Source organism: Enterobacter cloacae complex sp. R_G8 (assembly GCF_024599795.1).
Lineage (GTDB): Bacteria > Pseudomonadota > Gammaproteobacteria > Enterobacterales > Enterobacteriaceae > Enterobacter > Enterobacter dissolvens.
In genome coordinates this window covers 2708295-2723110 of sequence record NZ_CP102246.1, presented here as the reverse complement: position 1 = coordinate 2723110, position 14816 = coordinate 2708295, and the positions used below count along the sequence as shown (strand labels likewise).

At 56.4% G+C, this 14816-nt stretch carries 17 protein-coding genes; 6 read left to right on the top strand and 11 right to left on the bottom strand.

The window, feature by feature from the left end:
• The first annotated feature begins 3 nt into the window (after positions 1–3).
• A complete protein-coding gene (urtE, locus tag NQ842_RS12915) occupies positions 4–702 on the top strand; it encodes an urea ABC transporter ATP-binding subunit UrtE (protein WP_063411942.1) in 699 nt (232 codons plus the stop codon).
• Positions 703–755: 53 nt separating this feature from the next.
• Entirely contained in the window at positions 756–1394 is a 639-nt protein-coding gene (zinT, locus tag NQ842_RS12910) for a metal-binding protein ZinT (RefSeq protein WP_257255921.1), read from the top strand.
• Between the two features lie 46 nt (positions 1395–1440).
• Here the strand turns inward: zinT and ydeE are convergent, their stop codons facing one another.
• The gene (ydeE, locus tag NQ842_RS12905) at positions 1441–2658 is read right to left on the bottom strand and encodes an efflux MFS transporter YdeE (protein ID WP_046887473.1); all 1218 of its coding nucleotides are present in this window, start codon (positions 2656–2658) and stop codon (positions 1441–1443) included.
• Between the two features lie 194 nt (positions 2659–2852).
• On the opposite strand from ydeE, the gene eamA reads away from it, so the two are divergent.
• Positions 2853–3752, top strand: coding sequence for an O-acetylserine/cysteine exporter (gene eamA, locus NQ842_RS12900; protein ID WP_014831900.1), 900 nt, complete (start codon positions 2853–2855; stop codon positions 3750–3752).
• Positions 3753–3790: 38 nt separating this feature from the next.
• Here the strand turns inward: eamA and marB are convergent, their stop codons facing one another.
• From marB to marR, 3 genes are read right to left on the bottom strand one after another with little or no spacing between them, the layout of a single operon-like run.
• Positions 3791–4009 carry a multiple antibiotic resistance protein MarB gene (marB, locus tag NQ842_RS12895; RefSeq protein ID WP_014831901.1) on the bottom strand — a complete coding sequence of 73 codons (219 nt, stop codon included), beginning with the start codon at positions 4007–4009 and terminating at the stop codon, positions 3791–3793.
• Positions 4010–4041: 32 nt separating this feature from the next.
• Positions 4042–4422 carry an MDR efflux pump AcrAB transcriptional activator MarA gene (marA, locus tag NQ842_RS12890; protein WP_008502237.1) on the bottom strand — a complete coding sequence of 127 codons (381 nt, stop codon included), beginning with the start codon at positions 4420–4422 and terminating at the stop codon, positions 4042–4044.
• Positions 4423–4442: 20 nt separating this feature from the next.
• Positions 4443–4877, bottom strand: a complete 435-nt coding sequence (marR, locus tag NQ842_RS12885; protein WP_047361939.1) for a multiple antibiotic resistance transcriptional regulator MarR — start codon at positions 4875–4877, stop codon at positions 4443–4445.
• A gap of 256 nt (positions 4878–5133) precedes the next feature.
• On the opposite strand from marR, the gene NQ842_RS12880 reads away from it, so the two are divergent.
• Positions 5134–5799: a MarC family NAAT transporter gene (locus NQ842_RS12880; protein ID WP_014831903.1), complete on the top strand. Its 666-nt coding sequence runs from the start codon at positions 5134–5136 to the stop codon at positions 5797–5799.
• Positions 5800–5843: 44 nt separating this feature from the next.
• Here NQ842_RS12880 and NQ842_RS12875 read toward each other — a convergent pair whose 3' ends face one another.
• Complete coding sequence (locus NQ842_RS12875; protein WP_014831904.1) at positions 5844–7040, bottom strand: sugar transporter; 1197 nt, start codon at positions 7038–7040, stop codon at positions 5844–5846.
• Positions 7041–7215: 175 nt separating this feature from the next.
• On the opposite strand from NQ842_RS12875, the gene NQ842_RS12870 reads away from it, so the two are divergent.
• Together NQ842_RS12870 and NQ842_RS12865 are read left to right on the top strand one after the other, a co-directional pair.
• Positions 7216–8004: a PhzF family phenazine biosynthesis protein gene (locus NQ842_RS12870; protein WP_047361935.1), complete on the top strand. Its 789-nt coding sequence runs from the start codon at positions 7216–7218 to the stop codon at positions 8002–8004.
• A 27-nt stretch (positions 8005–8031) separates the two neighbouring features.
• Positions 8032–8823 (top strand): PhzF family phenazine biosynthesis protein, encoded by a 792-nt coding sequence (locus tag NQ842_RS12865; protein WP_014831906.1) that lies wholly within the window; start codon positions 8032–8034, stop codon positions 8821–8823.
• Here NQ842_RS12865 and NQ842_RS12860 read toward each other — a convergent pair.
• The 6 genes from NQ842_RS12860 to NQ842_RS12835 form a co-directional block, all read right to left on the bottom strand.
• Positions 8820–9497, bottom strand: a complete 678-nt coding sequence (locus NQ842_RS12860) for an SDR family NAD(P)-dependent oxidoreductase (protein ID WP_163281128.1) — start codon at positions 9495–9497, stop codon at positions 8820–8822. The genes NQ842_RS12865 and NQ842_RS12860 overlap by 4 nt on opposite strands.
• Position 9498: 1 nt before the next feature.
• Positions 9499–9969 carry a YhcH/YjgK/YiaL family protein gene (locus tag NQ842_RS12855; RefSeq protein WP_163281129.1) on the bottom strand — a complete coding sequence of 157 codons (471 nt, stop codon included), beginning with the start codon at positions 9967–9969 and terminating at the stop codon, positions 9499–9501.
• Positions 9966–11129, bottom strand: a complete 1164-nt coding sequence (locus tag NQ842_RS12850) for an exo-alpha-sialidase (RefSeq protein WP_257255920.1) — start codon at positions 11127–11129, stop codon at positions 9966–9968. The genes NQ842_RS12855 and NQ842_RS12850 overlap by 4 nt, the downstream gene beginning before the upstream one ends.
• Position 11130: 1 nt before the next feature.
• Positions 11131–12543 carry a sodium:solute symporter family protein gene (locus NQ842_RS12845; RefSeq protein WP_013096620.1) on the bottom strand — a complete coding sequence of 471 codons (1413 nt, stop codon included), beginning with the start codon at positions 12541–12543 and terminating at the stop codon, positions 11131–11133.
• Positions 12544–12619: 76 nt separating this feature from the next.
• The gene (locus NQ842_RS12840) at positions 12620–13504 is read right to left on the bottom strand and encodes a dihydrodipicolinate synthase family protein (RefSeq protein WP_257255919.1); all 885 of its coding nucleotides are present in this window, start codon (positions 13502–13504) and stop codon (positions 12620–12622) included.
• A gap of 14 nt (positions 13505–13518) precedes the next feature.
• The gene (locus tag NQ842_RS12835; RefSeq protein ID WP_257255918.1) at positions 13519–14667 is read right to left on the bottom strand and encodes an iron-containing alcohol dehydrogenase; all 1149 of its coding nucleotides are present in this window, start codon (positions 14665–14667) and stop codon (positions 13519–13521) included.
• Positions 14668–14816: the final 149 nt, after the last annotated feature.

The following is a 14816-nucleotide window of genomic DNA, read 5'->3' as shown; positions in this document are numbered from 1 at the left end:
TTGATGTTACAGGTTAACGAACTGAATCAATACTACGGTGGAAGCCATATTCTTCGCGGCGTGAGCTTTGAGGCCATTACCGGCGAAGTGACCTGCCTGCTGGGGCGCAACGGCGTGGGGAAAACCACGCTGCTGAAGTGTCTGATGGGGCTGATCCCGGCGAAAACGGGTGAGGTTATCTGGCAGGGGAAAAAGATCACCCACAGCAAGCCGCACCAGCGGGTACAGTCTGGGGTCGCGTATGTGCCGCAGGGACGTGAGATTTTCCCGCGCTTAACCGTGGAAGAGAATCTGCTCATGGGGCTGTCGCGCTTCTCAGCCCGCGATGCAAAGCATGTCCCGGAGGAAATCTGGCAGCTTTTCCCGGTATTAAAAGAGATGAAGCACCGACGCGGAGGCGATCTCTCTGGCGGACAACAGCAGCAGCTGGCGATTGGACGCGCCCTGGCGAGCCGTCCGCAGCTGCTGATCCTCGATGAACCTACCGAAGGCATTCAGCCCTCGGTAATCAAAGAGATTGGCCACGTGATCCGCCAGCTTGCAGACCGGGGGGACATGGCGATCCTGCTTGTTGAGCAGTTTTATGACTTCGCGGCTGAGCTGGCGGACAGCTATCTGCTGATGTCTCGCGGCACCATTATCCAGCGAGGACGGGGAGACAACATGGAGCAGGAGGGCGTTCGCGGACGGGTTGCGATCTGAAATGTTATAATATAACATCCTCATTCTTATAAAAACGGAGTGAGGATACTGTTGTGGCTGCACATATTGGAAAATTTGCGATGACTCTGGGGGCGCTGCTGGTCAGCGGCCAGCTGTTTGCCCACTCACACGGTCACCAGATGACCGAAGCGGAGCAAAAGGCGGCAAACGGCGTGTTTGCAGATAAAGACGTTAAGGACCGGAAACTGTCCGACTGGGATGGCACCTGGCAGTCCGTTTATCCCTTCCTGCTGGATGGCTCGCTGGACACGGTCTTCAGAAAGAAGGCGCAGAAGGACAATAAAACCTTCGACGAGATCAAAGCCTATTACCGCACGGGGTACGCCACCGACGTGGAGGCTATCGGCATCGAAAATAACGTCATGGAATTCCACAAAGGTAAAGAGGTCAGCCGCTGTGAGTATGATTACAGCGGCTACAAAATTCTGACCTACGCGTCAGGCAAAAAAGGCGTTCGCTATCTGTTTGAGTGTAAGGACGCTGACAGCAAGGCGCCGAAGTTTGTTCAGTTCAGCGACCACACCATTGCGCCAAAAGCCTCTTCCCACTTCCACATCTTTATGGGCGATACCTCTCACGAGGCGCTGCTGAAAGAGATGGATAACTGGCCGACCTATTATCCAAACGAGATGTACAAAGAGCAGGTGGTGGAGGAGATGTTGCACCACTGATGCTTTATTGCAGGCGGGTGACGGCTACGCCATACCCGGCCTGCGATTAGGGTTTTGTCGGTCGGGTAAGCGCAGCGCCACCCGACACGCTATCTTCATTTTTCACGCTCATGCCACGCAAAATCATCAACCATGCAACGACAATGGCGGCCATCATAATCACGAACAATGACCAGTGCGGCAGGTTGGTCAGGATAATGCCGGTGATCATCGGGTTAGCTGCCGCGCCGAGCCAGCCCAGCGCCTGGGCGGAGAAGTAGCTTGCTTTCATTCCCGGCGGGGCGATGTTGTCGATCAGCATGTATTCACCCGGCGCATAAATAATCTCACCCAGCGTAAAGATGGCGGCAGCGATGCCCCAGTAAATCAGGTTTTCCCCGGAGAGCATAAAGCCCCCCAGCCCCACGATAAAAAACAGCGTCGCGGCGGTCATCAGCGGGCGAATATTGCTGGCAGAGATCTTACGACCGAGTGCGTACTGCAGCGTCACCACCACGGCGGCGTTGACGGGCAGCACTACGGCGACCACCTTTTCGGCGAAATCACTGTCTGCATGCGCGGCCAGGACATACTGCGAAATACAGCTCGCGAACGACCCGCCAACGTATGACGCGAGCAGGCCAGAGAGCGTATACCAGAATAACGCCCGATCTTTCAGCAATACCGACGGCTGCCACGTTGTCTTCTGCTCAGCGGTATCTAACGCAACGCTTTTTTGCACAAAGAAATGGATAAACCCCAGCGGCAGGGCGGCACAGAACGCGGCCAGCCAGAACGGCAGCTGCAGGCTGTACATCACCAGAAACGTGCCGAGAGGCGGCCCGACCGTCCAGCCGATATTCAGAAAGCTGTAGTTCAGCGAAAACACGCGGGCTTTTTCACTGGAGGTCAGAACGTCAGAGAACCAGGCTTTCAGCACCGTCGAAAACACGGAATAGGCGCAGTTGATCAGCGAAAAGAAGAGCACCACCAGCGTGACGTTATTGACCAGCGGGATCGCCACAAAACCGGCGATAAACGCCACGATGGCGATCAGCATGTAGCGCTTTTTATCAAACTTATCGGCCAGAATGCCAAATCCCAGACTGAATACCACGCCGATGGTTAACGCAATGGTCAGGGCATAACCAATATTCCCGACGCTCATGTTAAACACACGCGTGAGATAAATCGTCATGAACGGCAGCGTGGCCCCACGACCGATGGTTAACAACAATGACGATGCCAGCAGCGCTGCGGTTGAGCGCCTGAGAGATGGTTTCATATTCCTGCCCGACAAATGCTTATGCTTTTTTTAGTTGTGTTCTAAAAGGAGTATCACGACATAAGAGGCTTGTATAGCGGCTAATTTATCCGTAAGTGCTTCAGCTGCCTGCCAGAATTAATGATCTTCTCGTAACGCGCTTTTTTCTGTTACCTTCAAGTGTTAACAAATTATTAATAAATCAGGGGCAGGGTATGACGCGTAAAGACGGACTGCTGGCATTGCTGGTGGTCATCGTATGGGGACTCAATTTTGTGGTCATTAAAGTGGGATTGCATAACATGCCCCCACTGATGTTGGCAGGCTTGCGTTTTATGCTGGTGGCGTTCCCGGCACTGTTCTTTGTTGCCCGCCCGAAAATTCCGTTTACCTTGCTGCTGGGTTATGGCCTGACCATCAGCTTTGGCCAGTTTGCGTTTCTGTTCTGTGCCATCAAATTCGGGATGCCGGCCGGGCTGGCCTCGCTGGTACTGCAGGCGCAGGCGTTCTTTACCATCATTCTTGGCGCATTTGTCTTCGGCGAGCGTTTGCAGGGTAAACAGCTGGCGGGGATCACTTTAGCCGTGTTTGGCGTGCTGGTGCTGATTGAGGCCAGCCTGAACGGTCAGCATGTGGCGTTGCTGGGCTTTATGCTGACGCTGGCGGCGGGTCTGAGCTGGGCCTGCGGCAATATCTTCAACAAGCTGATTATGCAGCATGAGGCACGCCCGCAGGTGATGTCGCTGGTGGTCTGGAGCGCACTGATCCCGGTGGTGCCGTTTATGGTCGCGTCGCTGATTTTTGACGGCCACGCGGTGATGCTGAAGAGTCTGGTTGAAATCGACCTTACCACCATTCTGTCGTTGGTTTATCTGGCGTTTGTCGCCACCATTGTGGGCTACGGTATCTGGGGTTCACTGCTGGGGCGGTACGAAACCTGGCGCGTGGCGCCGTTATCGCTGCTGGTGCCGGTCGTCGGGCTGGCCAGCGCTGCAATCCTGCTGGATGAGAAGCTAAGTGCATTACAGCTGCTGGGGGCGGTGTTGATCATGGCCGGACTGTATATCAACGTGTTTGGCTTGCGCGTGCGTCGGGCGACGCGGGTGCGGGGATAGGGCAGAAAAAAGCCCCGCATCCGCGGGGCAAAAACGAATCAGAGGCCGTGCTGATTATAATAAGGCACGCCTAATTCGTCGGATTTGTCGCTACCAGTCCCCATGTGGTTGAAATCATAGGGAGACCGGTCATGTGCTGACGGCAAAATCATCGTATCATGATTATTTTGCTGCGTTGCACGGGGTGTTTGCTCCGCGAAGGTCTGGCTGGAAAACAGCACCAGCAAGGCGAGGGCGGCGGAGGCGGTAAGGTTCATGATTTCCTCGGTTACGTCTTTACAGGCGATGATTAACTACAATGTTTTAGCGGATACAGGTATCGGGATTCACCCGGCACGCTGGTGATTCGATACTTATGAGGCGGCACGTCGAAGTAGTTCTTAAACGTACGCGTCAGGGTTTGTTGCGATTCAAATCCGTAACGCTCCGCCAGATAAAGGATCGGTTCATTGCTTTCTTTCAGTTTTTGGGCAATTTCCGTCAGCTTGCGGCTGCGAATATATTGACCTAATGAATGACCGGTCTCTTTTTTGAACATCCGTTGCAGGTGCCATTTGGAGTAACCTGAACGCTCTGACACTTTTTCAAGGGAGAGCGGCGATTCCAGGTTATCTTCGATCCAGTCCAAAATGCTATGAATGGTGATAGCGTCAGTATTGCGTCTGGACATCGTCATACCTCTTTTTCTGTTTACGGCAGTATTTTCTTAAGCAAAAGCTCAAGCGTTGCCACTTCATCTGCCGTTAAGTTTTTTGTTAGTTCCTGATGCAGTGTTTGTCCTACTAATTGATGACATTGCTCACACATATCCGCACCGTCGCGGGTGAGTGTCACCAGGACGCCGCGCTTGTCATTCGGGTTAGGGCTTCGTTCTATCCATCCTTTACAGACGAGACGATCCAGCATGCGGGTCAGCGCGCCCAGATCGACAGAGAGCACCTTTTTTAATTCAACCGGGGTGATGCACACCTGACAGCGAATGGAGCACAGCACTTTAAACTGTGTTGCGGTGATATCCAGCGGCGACAGATAGTCATTCAGCAGGCGGTCTTTTTTCTGGTTAACCAGATGAATAAGACGACCCAGTGGAACAACGTCGTTGAAGATATCACTGGTGCTTTTCACAATGGTTGCCCTGGCAAGTAGTTTAGTCACGGCAGATATTATTGCTCAGGCAAGTATAAGTCAACTGAATGGATCTGCGGATGCCACGAATTGCTAAAACGTTTCATGAACTTTTGTTGGGGTCTTTCAAATCATACAGATAACGCAGGGTTATCGTTCCCGGATGAAAATAATCGTTACGTTGAGTGCATGGCTCAACGTCACACTTTCACCCTATAATTGCGGTGGTAAATATGGATAAGGACAACGACACATTATGGTGGATTTGATTAAAGCAATTGGTCTTGGGCTGGTGGTGTTACTGCCGTTGGCTAACCCGTTAACGACGGTAGCGCTCTTTCTGGGGCTGGCAGGGAATATGAACAGCGCAGAGCGCAATCATCAGTCGATGATGGCCTCCGTGTATGTGTTCGCCATCATGATGGTTGCTTACTACGCCGGTCAGCTGGTGATGAATACCTTCGGGATCTCCATTCCTGGTCTGCGCATCGCCGGGGGGCTGATTGTGGCCTTTATCGGTTTCCGCATGCTGTTCCCGGCGCAAAAAGCGCATGAATCGCCTGAAGCGAAAAGCAAATCCGAAGAGCTGGAAAGCGAACCCAGCGCGAATATCGCCTTTGTGCCGTTAGCCATGCCGAGCACGGCGGGGCCAGGGACTATTGCGATGATCATCAGTTCCGCCTCGACGGTGCGTGACAGCGCTACGTTCCCGGACTGGGTACTGACCGTTGCACCCCCGCTTATTTTTGCCCTGATCGGCGTGATTGTCTGGGCCTCCTTGCGCAGCTCCGGGGCGATTATGCGCTGGGTAGGCAAGGGCGGTATCGAGGCGATTTCCCGGCTGATGGGGTTCTTGCTGGTGTGTATGGGCGTGCAGTTTATTATTAACGGCGTGCTGGAGATTATTAAGACCTATCATTGATGTGTTTGCCGGGTGGCGCTGCGCTTACCCGGCACAACCAGACATCACCCGTGGTGAGCCTGTTCCTCCAGCGCCACCGGCCATTTACGGAAGATCAACACCGACCAGATAAGCGCCACCACGGCCGGAATGGCCCCCAGATAGCCAATCGCCGACATGGAGACATGCAGGATCACCTGATTGCCCACCAGCGCACCCGCGCCAATCCCCAGATTAAAAATGCCCGAGAACAGCGACATCGCCACATCAGTGGCATCCGGCGCGAGGGCCAGCACCTTCACCTGCATCCCGAGACCAATAATCATGATCGCCACGCCCCAGAACAGGCTGAGGATCGCCAGCTGGCTTTCACTGCCCGCCGCGGGCATCAGCAGTAGCAGACACGCCAGCAGCAAACCGATGGCGCTGCTCACCAGCGTTGAAGCGTGTTTATTGCCGAGCTTACCAAACAGAATACTGCCGATAATGCCAGCCCCGCCAAGGAGCAGCAGCAGGAGGGTGGCAAAGTTGGCGCTGAAGCCGGCCACGACCTGAACGAACGGCTCAATGTAGCTGTAGGCCGTATAGTGGGCGGTGACCACGATGACGGTAAGCAGATAAATGCTCAGCAGTGCCGGACGACGCATCAACAGCGGCAGGCTTTTCAGCGAGCCGGAATGTTCGCTCGGCAGCTTCGGCAGCAGTTTCATCAGGCAAACCAGGGTAATCAGCGCCCCCATACCGATGGCGAAGAACGTGGTACGCCAGCCGAAGTATTGCCCCACGATGCGGCCAATCGGCAGGCCCAGCACCATTGCCAGGGCGGTCCCGGTGGCAATCAGGCTCAGCGCCTGAGCGCGTTTCCCCGCGGGCGCCAGCCGGATAGCCAGTGACGCGGTGATCGACCAGAAAACGGCGTGAGCAAAGGCAATTCCGACGCGGCTTAACACCAGCACCGTAAAATTCCACGCCAGGAACGACAGCACGTGGCTGGCGATAAACAACGCAAACAGCCCGATCAGCAGCTTACGGCGCTCCATCTGGCTGGTCAGCAGCATAAACGGCAGCGACATCAATGCCACCACCCAGGCGTAAATGGTCAACATAATGCCCACCTGCGCCGTTTCCATCTGGAAACTTTCTGCGATGTCAGACAACAGCCCAACCGGAACAAATTCTGTGGTGTTGAAAATAAACGCGGCGATAGCCAGCGTGACCACGCGTAGCCACGCAACCCTGCGGGAAACTGTGTTCGTTGTCATAGGGATGTCGGAGATTCGTTGCTAAAGAAGAGGAGACGATCTTAAAGCCTTGAACGGCGAAAACTCAACCATTATGTGATGCAGATCTCAATATTTACCTTATCAAAGCGGTAGCCGGGGGCGTGGTTTTCATTGAATATAAAGGAACACTCCAATAAAAACAGGCGGTAAGACAGTGCAGGAGATTGATTTTTATCTGGTCGATGCGTTCAGCAATGTGTCATTTGGCGGAAATCCGGCTGCCGTTTGCCCGCTGAAAGCGTGGCTGCCGGACGAAACGTTACTGAAAATGGCGCAACAGCATAATCAGTCGGAAACCGCATTTTTCGTCTGTACGAAAGGGGGCATTGAGCTACGCTGGTTTACCACGCTCACCGAAGTCAACCTGTGCGGTCACGCCACCCTTGCTGCGGCGCACGTCCTGTTCAGTGAGCTGGACTATCCAGACCCGCGTATCCATTTTGAAACGGCTTCCGGTCGCCTGACGGTGAGCCGGGAGGGGGACTGGCTGACGCTGGATTTCCCGGCATGCCCGACACAGGAAGAGACGCCCCCGCCGGAGATGCTGGCGGCGCTGGGGATAAGCCACTACATCGAAGCCCGAAAAGGGCGTGCCTGGGTGGTGGTGCTGGAGGATCGCCAGCAGGTTGAAGCGCTCACACCGACTATTTCGGCCATGACGCCAGGCGAACATAAAGTTGCCGTTACGGCGCGGGGCGACGGGGATTATGACTTCGTCAGCCGTTTCTTCTCACCCGGCGTTGCCGTCTGGGAAGATCCGGTGACCGGCTCTGCACACACGATGCTCATTCCCTACTGGAGTGAGACGTTGGGTAAAACCACGCTGTTTGCCCGTCAGGTGTCCGCGCGGGGTGGCGATGTGCGGTGCGAGCTGAAAGGTTCGCGCGTGCTGATGAGCGGGCAGGCGTCACTCTATTTGAAAGGCACAGTTTTTCTGCGCTAAATACCTATAACAACAGAGGAAAAGACAATGCAGGAAATTGATTTTTATCTGGTGGATGCCTTCAGCGACAGGGCGTTTGGCGGCAATGCCGCGGCGGTATGCCCGCTGGAAGAGTGGCTTTCGGATGAGACGCTGCTCAAAATGGCGCAGCAGCATAACCAGTCCGAAACAGCTTTCTTCGTGCGTACCGACACCGGCTTCGAGCTGCGCTGGTTCACTACGCTGCATGAAATTAATCTGTGCGGCCACGCCACGCTGGCGGCGTCCCACGTTATTTTCGAATACCTTGATTATCCGCATACCGAAATCACCTTCACCACGCGCTTCGTGGGTGAGCTGACGGTGAAACGCAGCGGCGACTGGCTGACGCTCAATTTCCCTGCGTGGTCGACCGAGATGGTTGACAATCCACCGCCAGGCCTGTTCAGCGCGCTGGGGATAGCCCAGGCTAAAGAGGTCCGCGTCGGACGGGATTACATGGTGGTGCTGGAGAGCCAGCAACAGGTGGAAGCCTTAACCCCGGATATTGCAGCGATGGCGCCGCTGGGGAAAATGGTCTGCGTGACGGCTCCGGGGGAGGAGTATGACTTCGTCAGCCGCTTCTTCTGCCCGGGCGAAGGGGTACCGGAAGATCCGGTCACCGGATCCACGCACAGCATGCTGATACCGTACTGGAGCGAGAAGCTGGGCAAAACGTCGATGAACGCCCGCCAGGTTTCGTACCGTGGCGGGGATCTGCGCTGCGAACTGAAGGGCGACCGTGTGCTGATTGGCGGCCAGGCGACGCTCTATCTGAAAGGGCGTATCTTCCTGCGCTAGCTGAGCGAGGCGCCGCCGCATATCACCATCTCCTGGCCCGTGATGGCGGCGGCTTCATCGCTGAGCAAGAAATTCACCAGCCCCGCGACCTCTTCTGGCGTGATGAGACGGCCGATGGGCGGACACGTGGGCGGTGAGCTTTCTCGCCCCGGAGCGCTAAGCATCGGCGTTTGGGTGGCCCCCGGCGCGACCACGTTCGCGGTGATCCCACGCGGGGCCAGTTCCGCCGCCCAGCTTCTGACCATCCCTGTCATCGCCGCCTTGGTGGCAACATACTGCGAACGGCCTGCCGCCCCGCGGGAGGTTCTGCTGCCAATCGCCACAAATCGTCCACCGGCGGCCATAGCGGGCGCGAAATGGTTAAACAGGGCTTCGCAGGCCTGAACGTGCAGTTGCCACAGTGACGCGCCAACCCTGCTGTCCAGTTGCCCCAGTGGGGCGGCGGCCATCATTCCGGCGGCGTGGATCACCGCCTGCGGTGTCGCGATGGCGTGCAGGGCGCTGTTCAGCGCCTCAGGGTCGGTGATATCCACGCGTAACCCCGTAAAGCCAGGGGTATCCGGCATCACGGCACGGCGGCTGAGTCCGGTGACCTGCCAGCCTTCCGCCAGTAAACGCTTAACGATGGCCTCACCAATTCCGGAGCTGGCTCCGGTCACGACGGCGTGACGCATGTCAGGCCTCCAGCATTGAACGAGGAACTTTAAACACCGCTTTGCGAACGGTCATCGGTGCGCCGCTGGCGCACAGCGCCTGGTGTGGTTCTTCAGGATAAAAGACCGCAAAGTCACCCGCGCCAAGGCGGATCCCGACGCTGTGTGCCGGTGAGCGGGCAATGAACAGGTCCGCTTTACGCTCTTCGTCATTCGGCTTGCCGACAGGGCGTGCCCCGGCATAGATGAGTTCTTCTCCCGCCAGCACAACCTGAATATCCGCCCACTGGTGATGGTACTCCGTATGCCGCTCCGCGCGCTGCTGCGTCTGCGCCGGACCAATCTGGCAAAACCAGGGGGCATTGTCCGGCTGCCAGCGGCCGTCGTCGCGTTCGCTAAGCGCCTGCAGCGTGCAGTCCGGGCGGGACAGCAGGGCATACAACACTGGCGGTAACCCTGCCAGCGGCAGGGCGTTGAGATGTCCGATAATCATGCTGACTCCTTGACCCACTCGGGCGTCACCCGTACGTATTTTATGGCCTGACGAAAGTAGGTGTAGGCGATATGCAGGCTGCCATCCGGGCTCTGTTTAATGCTCGGATAGGAAAACTCACGATTCAGTTTCTCCAGGGAGTTGTTAGTCATGCAGTAGCCGTCTCCCTCGTCCAGATGCCGTTGCCACGGCCAGCTTTTGCCTCCGTCCGGCGAAATGGCGACGGTCATCGGCGCACGCGGGGCACCCCAGAAGGCGGCCCGACCGTGGGTCACAACCGGCTCTTTACGGCCATCGCCATCGTCAATTTCGTCGTACAGCGAGGTGCGACGCTCCTGCGCCCCGGCGGCGCTCATGAAGTTAAACACCAGCGCCAGCTCGCCACTGGCAAGCGTTGTCACCTGGATAGAGGAGTTGTTGTTGGGTAATACCGTGGGCTCCGGCACGGACCAGCTTTCGCCGTTGTCCGTTGACTGGCTGTAATAAATGTTATCCGCCCACCGGCTACGGAACAGGGCAACCAGGGTGCCATTGCGCAGCGGGGTGATGTTCATATGGACGCAGCCCAGGCTGTCCGGTACCTCGACATCACGCCAGGTTTTGCCCCCGTCTTCGGAGATTTTCACCGCGCTGATATCATCGTTTCCGACCCATTTCTCACCCGGCCGGGTGCGGCAGTAAAACACCGGCAGCAGCCAGTTACCGTTCTCCAGCACGATAATCGGCTGACGAATAAAGGTGCCGGGTTTATCGAGCAGGGTCGCGATGTCCCCCCAGGTTTTACCCCGATCCCGGGACTGGCGATAGCGCACAATAGCGGTGTCCTGGTTGCCGGACATCTGCGCGGTCCACAGCAGCCACAGCACGTTATCTGGCGCCAGGAACAGAACCGGGTTCTGTTCGGAGCGCGTGGCATCGTCCGACAGTTTTTCTGCCTCACTCCACTGCTGGCTTCCCGGTGACAGGCGCGAACCCCAGACTGAGATATCCGCAATACCCTCCTGGGTACCGCCAAACCAGACGCACATCAGCGAACCATCCGGCAGCGGCAGCAGATTTGCCGCGTGGTTTTGTGGGCAGGCGGAAGGCAGCATCGCCGCCTCCACGCGAGTATCCTGTTGTGGGCGAATAATTCCGTCGCGGGTTACGGTTACAGACATATCAGACTCCATTGTTTTCAACGGGGGTTGGCGCTTTACCCTGTGCCTTTCCCGGAATGAGACGGTCGATGACCATGATGACCGCAGGGGTCAGCAGGGCGATGTACATATTGTTAATGCCAAACGGATCGCCCAGCAGATACCAGACGGAGGTTACAACGCAGGCGCCGATCAGCCCTGCATTGGCTCCGCGGGTGCTGCGGAAGAACGGGGCGTAGAATGCGATGACCGCCACGACGGAAATTGACAGACGAATGGCACGGGTAAAGAACGACAGCTTCAGCACTTCAGGCACCAGCAGAACAAAAATCAGCGGCAGGAAACCAATCAGCAGGGAGATCCAGCGGGTGGCCTTAAATTCCTGCTCGGGCGTCGGGTTGCGCATCGGTACGTAAAAATCTTTGACCACCAGGGAGGCAATGGCGAGCGCCACGGTACTGACGCTGACGAAGATGGACGCCACCAGAGAGGTGGTTACCAGACCGGCCAGCCACGGGTTCATATCCTGCAGGAAAATCGGCATCGCATACAGGCTGTCGATCTCCGGATGCAGGTATTTTGCCGCCACGCCAATCACCGCAATGGCCAGCGCAATCGGCAGGCAGAAAAAGAACGCGACCCAGGTCGAGCGTTTAGCCGATTTAACATCTTTGGTGGAGGAGATGGCCTGGATCACAAACTGGGTGCAGAAGATGGATCCAATGGTGCCAATGAGCCATGCGAAAATGGTCGACGCGCCGATATTGCCATCCCAGGTCCAGTAGAAGTCCGGCATGTTTTCGATCATCGGCGTGAAACCGCCGGTTTTGGATAACGCAAAGCCCATGATGGCCAGAATGCCGAAGTATTTCAGCGCACTGTGCAGCACGGTTACCCACGCCACGCCCTTCATGCCGCCAAAGGCGAAATAGAAGGTGCTGACGATAGCCGTAATAAAGGCGGCAACGGGCAGATTGACTTTCAGTACGGTGGAAATGGCTGCTGCGCCGCTGACGTAATTCCCCACGTTAACCAGCAGCAGGGCGTAGATCATGATGAGGGAGATAATGTTTTTGGTGCTGTTACCGTATTTTTCAGCAATCGCACCCGAGATGGTGATTTTCCCGGTGTTGTATATGCGTTTTACCAGCAACAGACCAAAAAGTGGGAAGCCAATCGCGGCCCCGATGACGGACCATGACGCAGCAAACCCGTCCTCAAACGCCGCCTGCGCGGTGCCGATGGTGGATTTAGCGCCGATATACTCAGACATCAGCAGGATCCCGACAATAAACGCCGGCATCGCACGGGAGCCTTCCATAAAGTCCCCGGAGTTTTTACTGCGGATCCGGAAGGTCAGCCAGGTGGTGAACAGGATGTAGGCAATGACTATGCCCACAATGATCAGGGTATCTTCAGCGGTAAAATTATTCATCTTTGCCTCTCTTCAGGGCGAGTGAATCCTGGGCACCTCAGGTACCCGGTATTCTTATTGACGAAACCAACGCCGTTTAGCTAAGTGACGTTGTCACTATCTGGCGAATCTGTTGGCACTGCTGCTCGCTAAACGCCACGGCATAGCGACTCACTCCGACATCCTCGCCCATGATTTGCAGGGCCTTTTTAACGGCGGCAGGGGAAAACGCCACGCTGTAGAGCTCGGTGCGCAGTCGGGTGACGCGCTCCTGCGCCTGCCGGGAACCTTCAACATCACCCGCGTTAAAGCGTGACCAGATGGCGTTGATCGCCGCTGGTGCCACGTTCGCCAGCCCGGAAATACAGGCTGAACATCCGTCGACGAAGCCCTGATGGATCAGTGAATCCGGTCCGTTCAGCACGTCAAACCCATCAATGTCGCTGACCGCGTTGAGGAAACCGCGCAGGCTTTCATAGCTCCCGGCACTGTCTTTAATACCTGAAATGTTGGGGTGTTCGGCCAGCGCCCGTACCGTGGCGGGCTCAAGTGTGTTGCCGGTCCGCGCCGGAATGTTGTACAGAAAGACCGGTACGGTTAGCGCGTCAGCGACGGCGGTGTAGTGTGCGATGAGCTCAGCCTGTTTCAGCGGCACGAAGTAAGGGGTGATGACGGAAACCGCATCCACACCCAGCGCAGCGATCTGTTTTCCCAGCCGGATGGTGTCGCGGGTGGAGATTTCGCCAATATGCGCCACGACGGGCGCGCGTCCGGCGACGGTTTCCACACAGGTCCGGGTGACCGCGATTTTTTCCGCTTCGTTCAGGACAAAGAACTCGCCGTTGGTTCCGCCGCAAAAAATGCCGTTTCCGGCGTCCAGCTGGCGGGCGATCTGCCGCGTTAAGCCGGGAAGGTTGAGTTCGCCTTCCGCGTCAAAAGGGGTGACGATGGCCGTCAGCACGCCCTTGATGTTGTTACGCATTTCTTACTCCTTGACTATGCATGTTCAGGAAACAGTGTCCGGTAAATCGCCTGCACCTCGTCGTGATTCACCTGACAGGGGGCATTGTTCATTAACCGTTTAACGTTCAGGGCGGCATCGCTCAGGGAAGCGATGTCTTCGCGCGGCACGCCCAGGGACTCAAGGTTGTCCGGCAGGTTGAGACGACGAACCAGCGCGGCAAAGTACTCCACCAGCGCGTGAGATTTTTCGTCATCGGACAGGCTGCTGTCCGCGCCTGGCACGAGATCCCAGACCTGCGCAAATTTTGTCACGCAGTGGGGACGAACCACACGCATGCAGGGTGCCAGAAGAATGGCGTTGGCCACGCCGTGCGGCAGGTGATATTTCCCGCCAAGCGGATAAGACAGGGCGTGAACCAGATGTGTGCCGGCCTGCGCAATCGCGACCCCGCCGTAATAAGAGGCCCACAGCATTTCCAGCTTTGCCAGCAGGTTACCCGGCTCAGCGCAGGCCGTTTCAATGTTCTTCAGCAGCTTAGCGAGCCCGGTCAACGCCGCGTTATCGCTGACCGGGTTGGCGACCGTGGCGGTGAAGCACTCAATCAGATGGCACAGGGCATCGATTCCGGTAGAGGAGGCAATATGCGCGGGCATGCTGGTGGTCAGTTCCGGCAGCAGGGCGACGTAATCGGGCAGCAGGACCGGGGAGATAATACCAATCTTCGTGTTTTGCTCCGGTATCGCCAGAATAGCGTTCGGCGTGGCTTCTGACCCGGTTCCGGCGGTGGCGGGGATCAGAATTGAGGAGATACGTGCCATCGGTTTTACCCCTGCCAGCAGCCTGTCCAGCCCCGGCGACAGCGGGTGACAGAGCACGGAGAGCAGTTTCGCCACATCCAGTACGCTACCGCCGCCGATCCCGACCACAACATCAAACGATCCGCCGTTTAACCCCGCGAGCAACTGGCTGACATCGTGGTGGGAGGGTTCAGGTGGCACCGTGTCAATCACCGTGACGCGGCGGTTGTCCTCTTCAAGAATTGAACGGATCTGTTTTGCCGCCTCCAGACGCGCAATGTTGCCGTCCGTGACCAGCAAGAGCTGCGCGTTATCGGTGAGTAATGGCCTGATGGCGGCGAGCGCATTTGCGCCGCTAATAATGGTGCTGTTAAGGGTAACCACGCTTTTCTCCTGTCTTTGTGTCCATGATTAAATTCGCTCAATTAAGACGCTTCATGGTCATCGTGTGGCTAAATTTATAATTTATCCGCAAACTGATTAACTTGATCTTGCTCACATATAATCAATCATGATTGAATATAATCATTAGC

What these genes read in the sequence shown, in the direction of transcription:
- urtE (WP_063411942.1), top strand. Translation starts at nt 4, where the DNA reads ATGTTACAGGTTAACGAACTGAATCAATACTACGGTGGAAGCCATATT.
- ydeE (WP_046887473.1), bottom strand. Translation starts at nt 2,658, where the DNA reads ATGAAACCATCTCTCAGGCGCTCAACCGCAGCGCTGCTGGCATCGTCA.
- eamA (WP_014831900.1), top strand. Translation starts at nt 2,853, where the DNA reads ATGACGCGTAAAGACGGACTGCTGGCATTGCTGGTGGTCATCGTATGG.
- marB (WP_014831901.1), bottom strand. Translation starts at nt 4,009, where the DNA reads ATGAACCTTACCGCCTCCGCCGCCCTCGCCTTGCTGGTGCTGTTTTCC.
- marA (WP_008502237.1), bottom strand. Translation starts at nt 4,422, where the DNA reads ATGTCCAGACGCAATACTGACGCTATCACCATTCATAGCATTTTGGAC.
- NQ842_RS12880 (WP_014831903.1), top strand. Translation starts at nt 5,134, where the DNA reads ATGGTGGATTTGATTAAAGCAATTGGTCTTGGGCTGGTGGTGTTACTG.
- NQ842_RS12875 (WP_014831904.1), bottom strand. Translation starts at nt 7,040, where the DNA reads ATGACAACGAACACAGTTTCCCGCAGGGTTGCGTGGCTACGCGTGGTC.
- NQ842_RS12865 (WP_014831906.1), top strand. Translation starts at nt 8,032, where the DNA reads ATGCAGGAAATTGATTTTTATCTGGTGGATGCCTTCAGCGACAGGGCG.
- NQ842_RS12860 (WP_163281128.1), bottom strand. Translation starts at nt 9,497, where the DNA reads ATGCGTCACGCCGTCGTGACCGGAGCCAGCTCCGGAATTGGTGAGGCC.
- NQ842_RS12855 (WP_163281129.1), bottom strand. Translation starts at nt 9,969, where the DNA reads ATGATTATCGGACATCTCAACGCCCTGCCGCTGGCAGGGTTACCGCCA.
- NQ842_RS12850 (WP_257255920.1), bottom strand. Translation starts at nt 11,129, where the DNA reads ATGTCTGTAACCGTAACCCGCGACGGAATTATTCGCCCACAACAGGAT.
- NQ842_RS12845 (WP_013096620.1), bottom strand. Translation starts at nt 12,543, where the DNA reads ATGAATAATTTTACCGCTGAAGATACCCTGATCATTGTGGGCATAGTC.
- NQ842_RS12840 (WP_257255919.1), bottom strand. Translation starts at nt 13,504, where the DNA reads ATGCGTAACAACATCAAGGGCGTGCTGACGGCCATCGTCACCCCTTTT.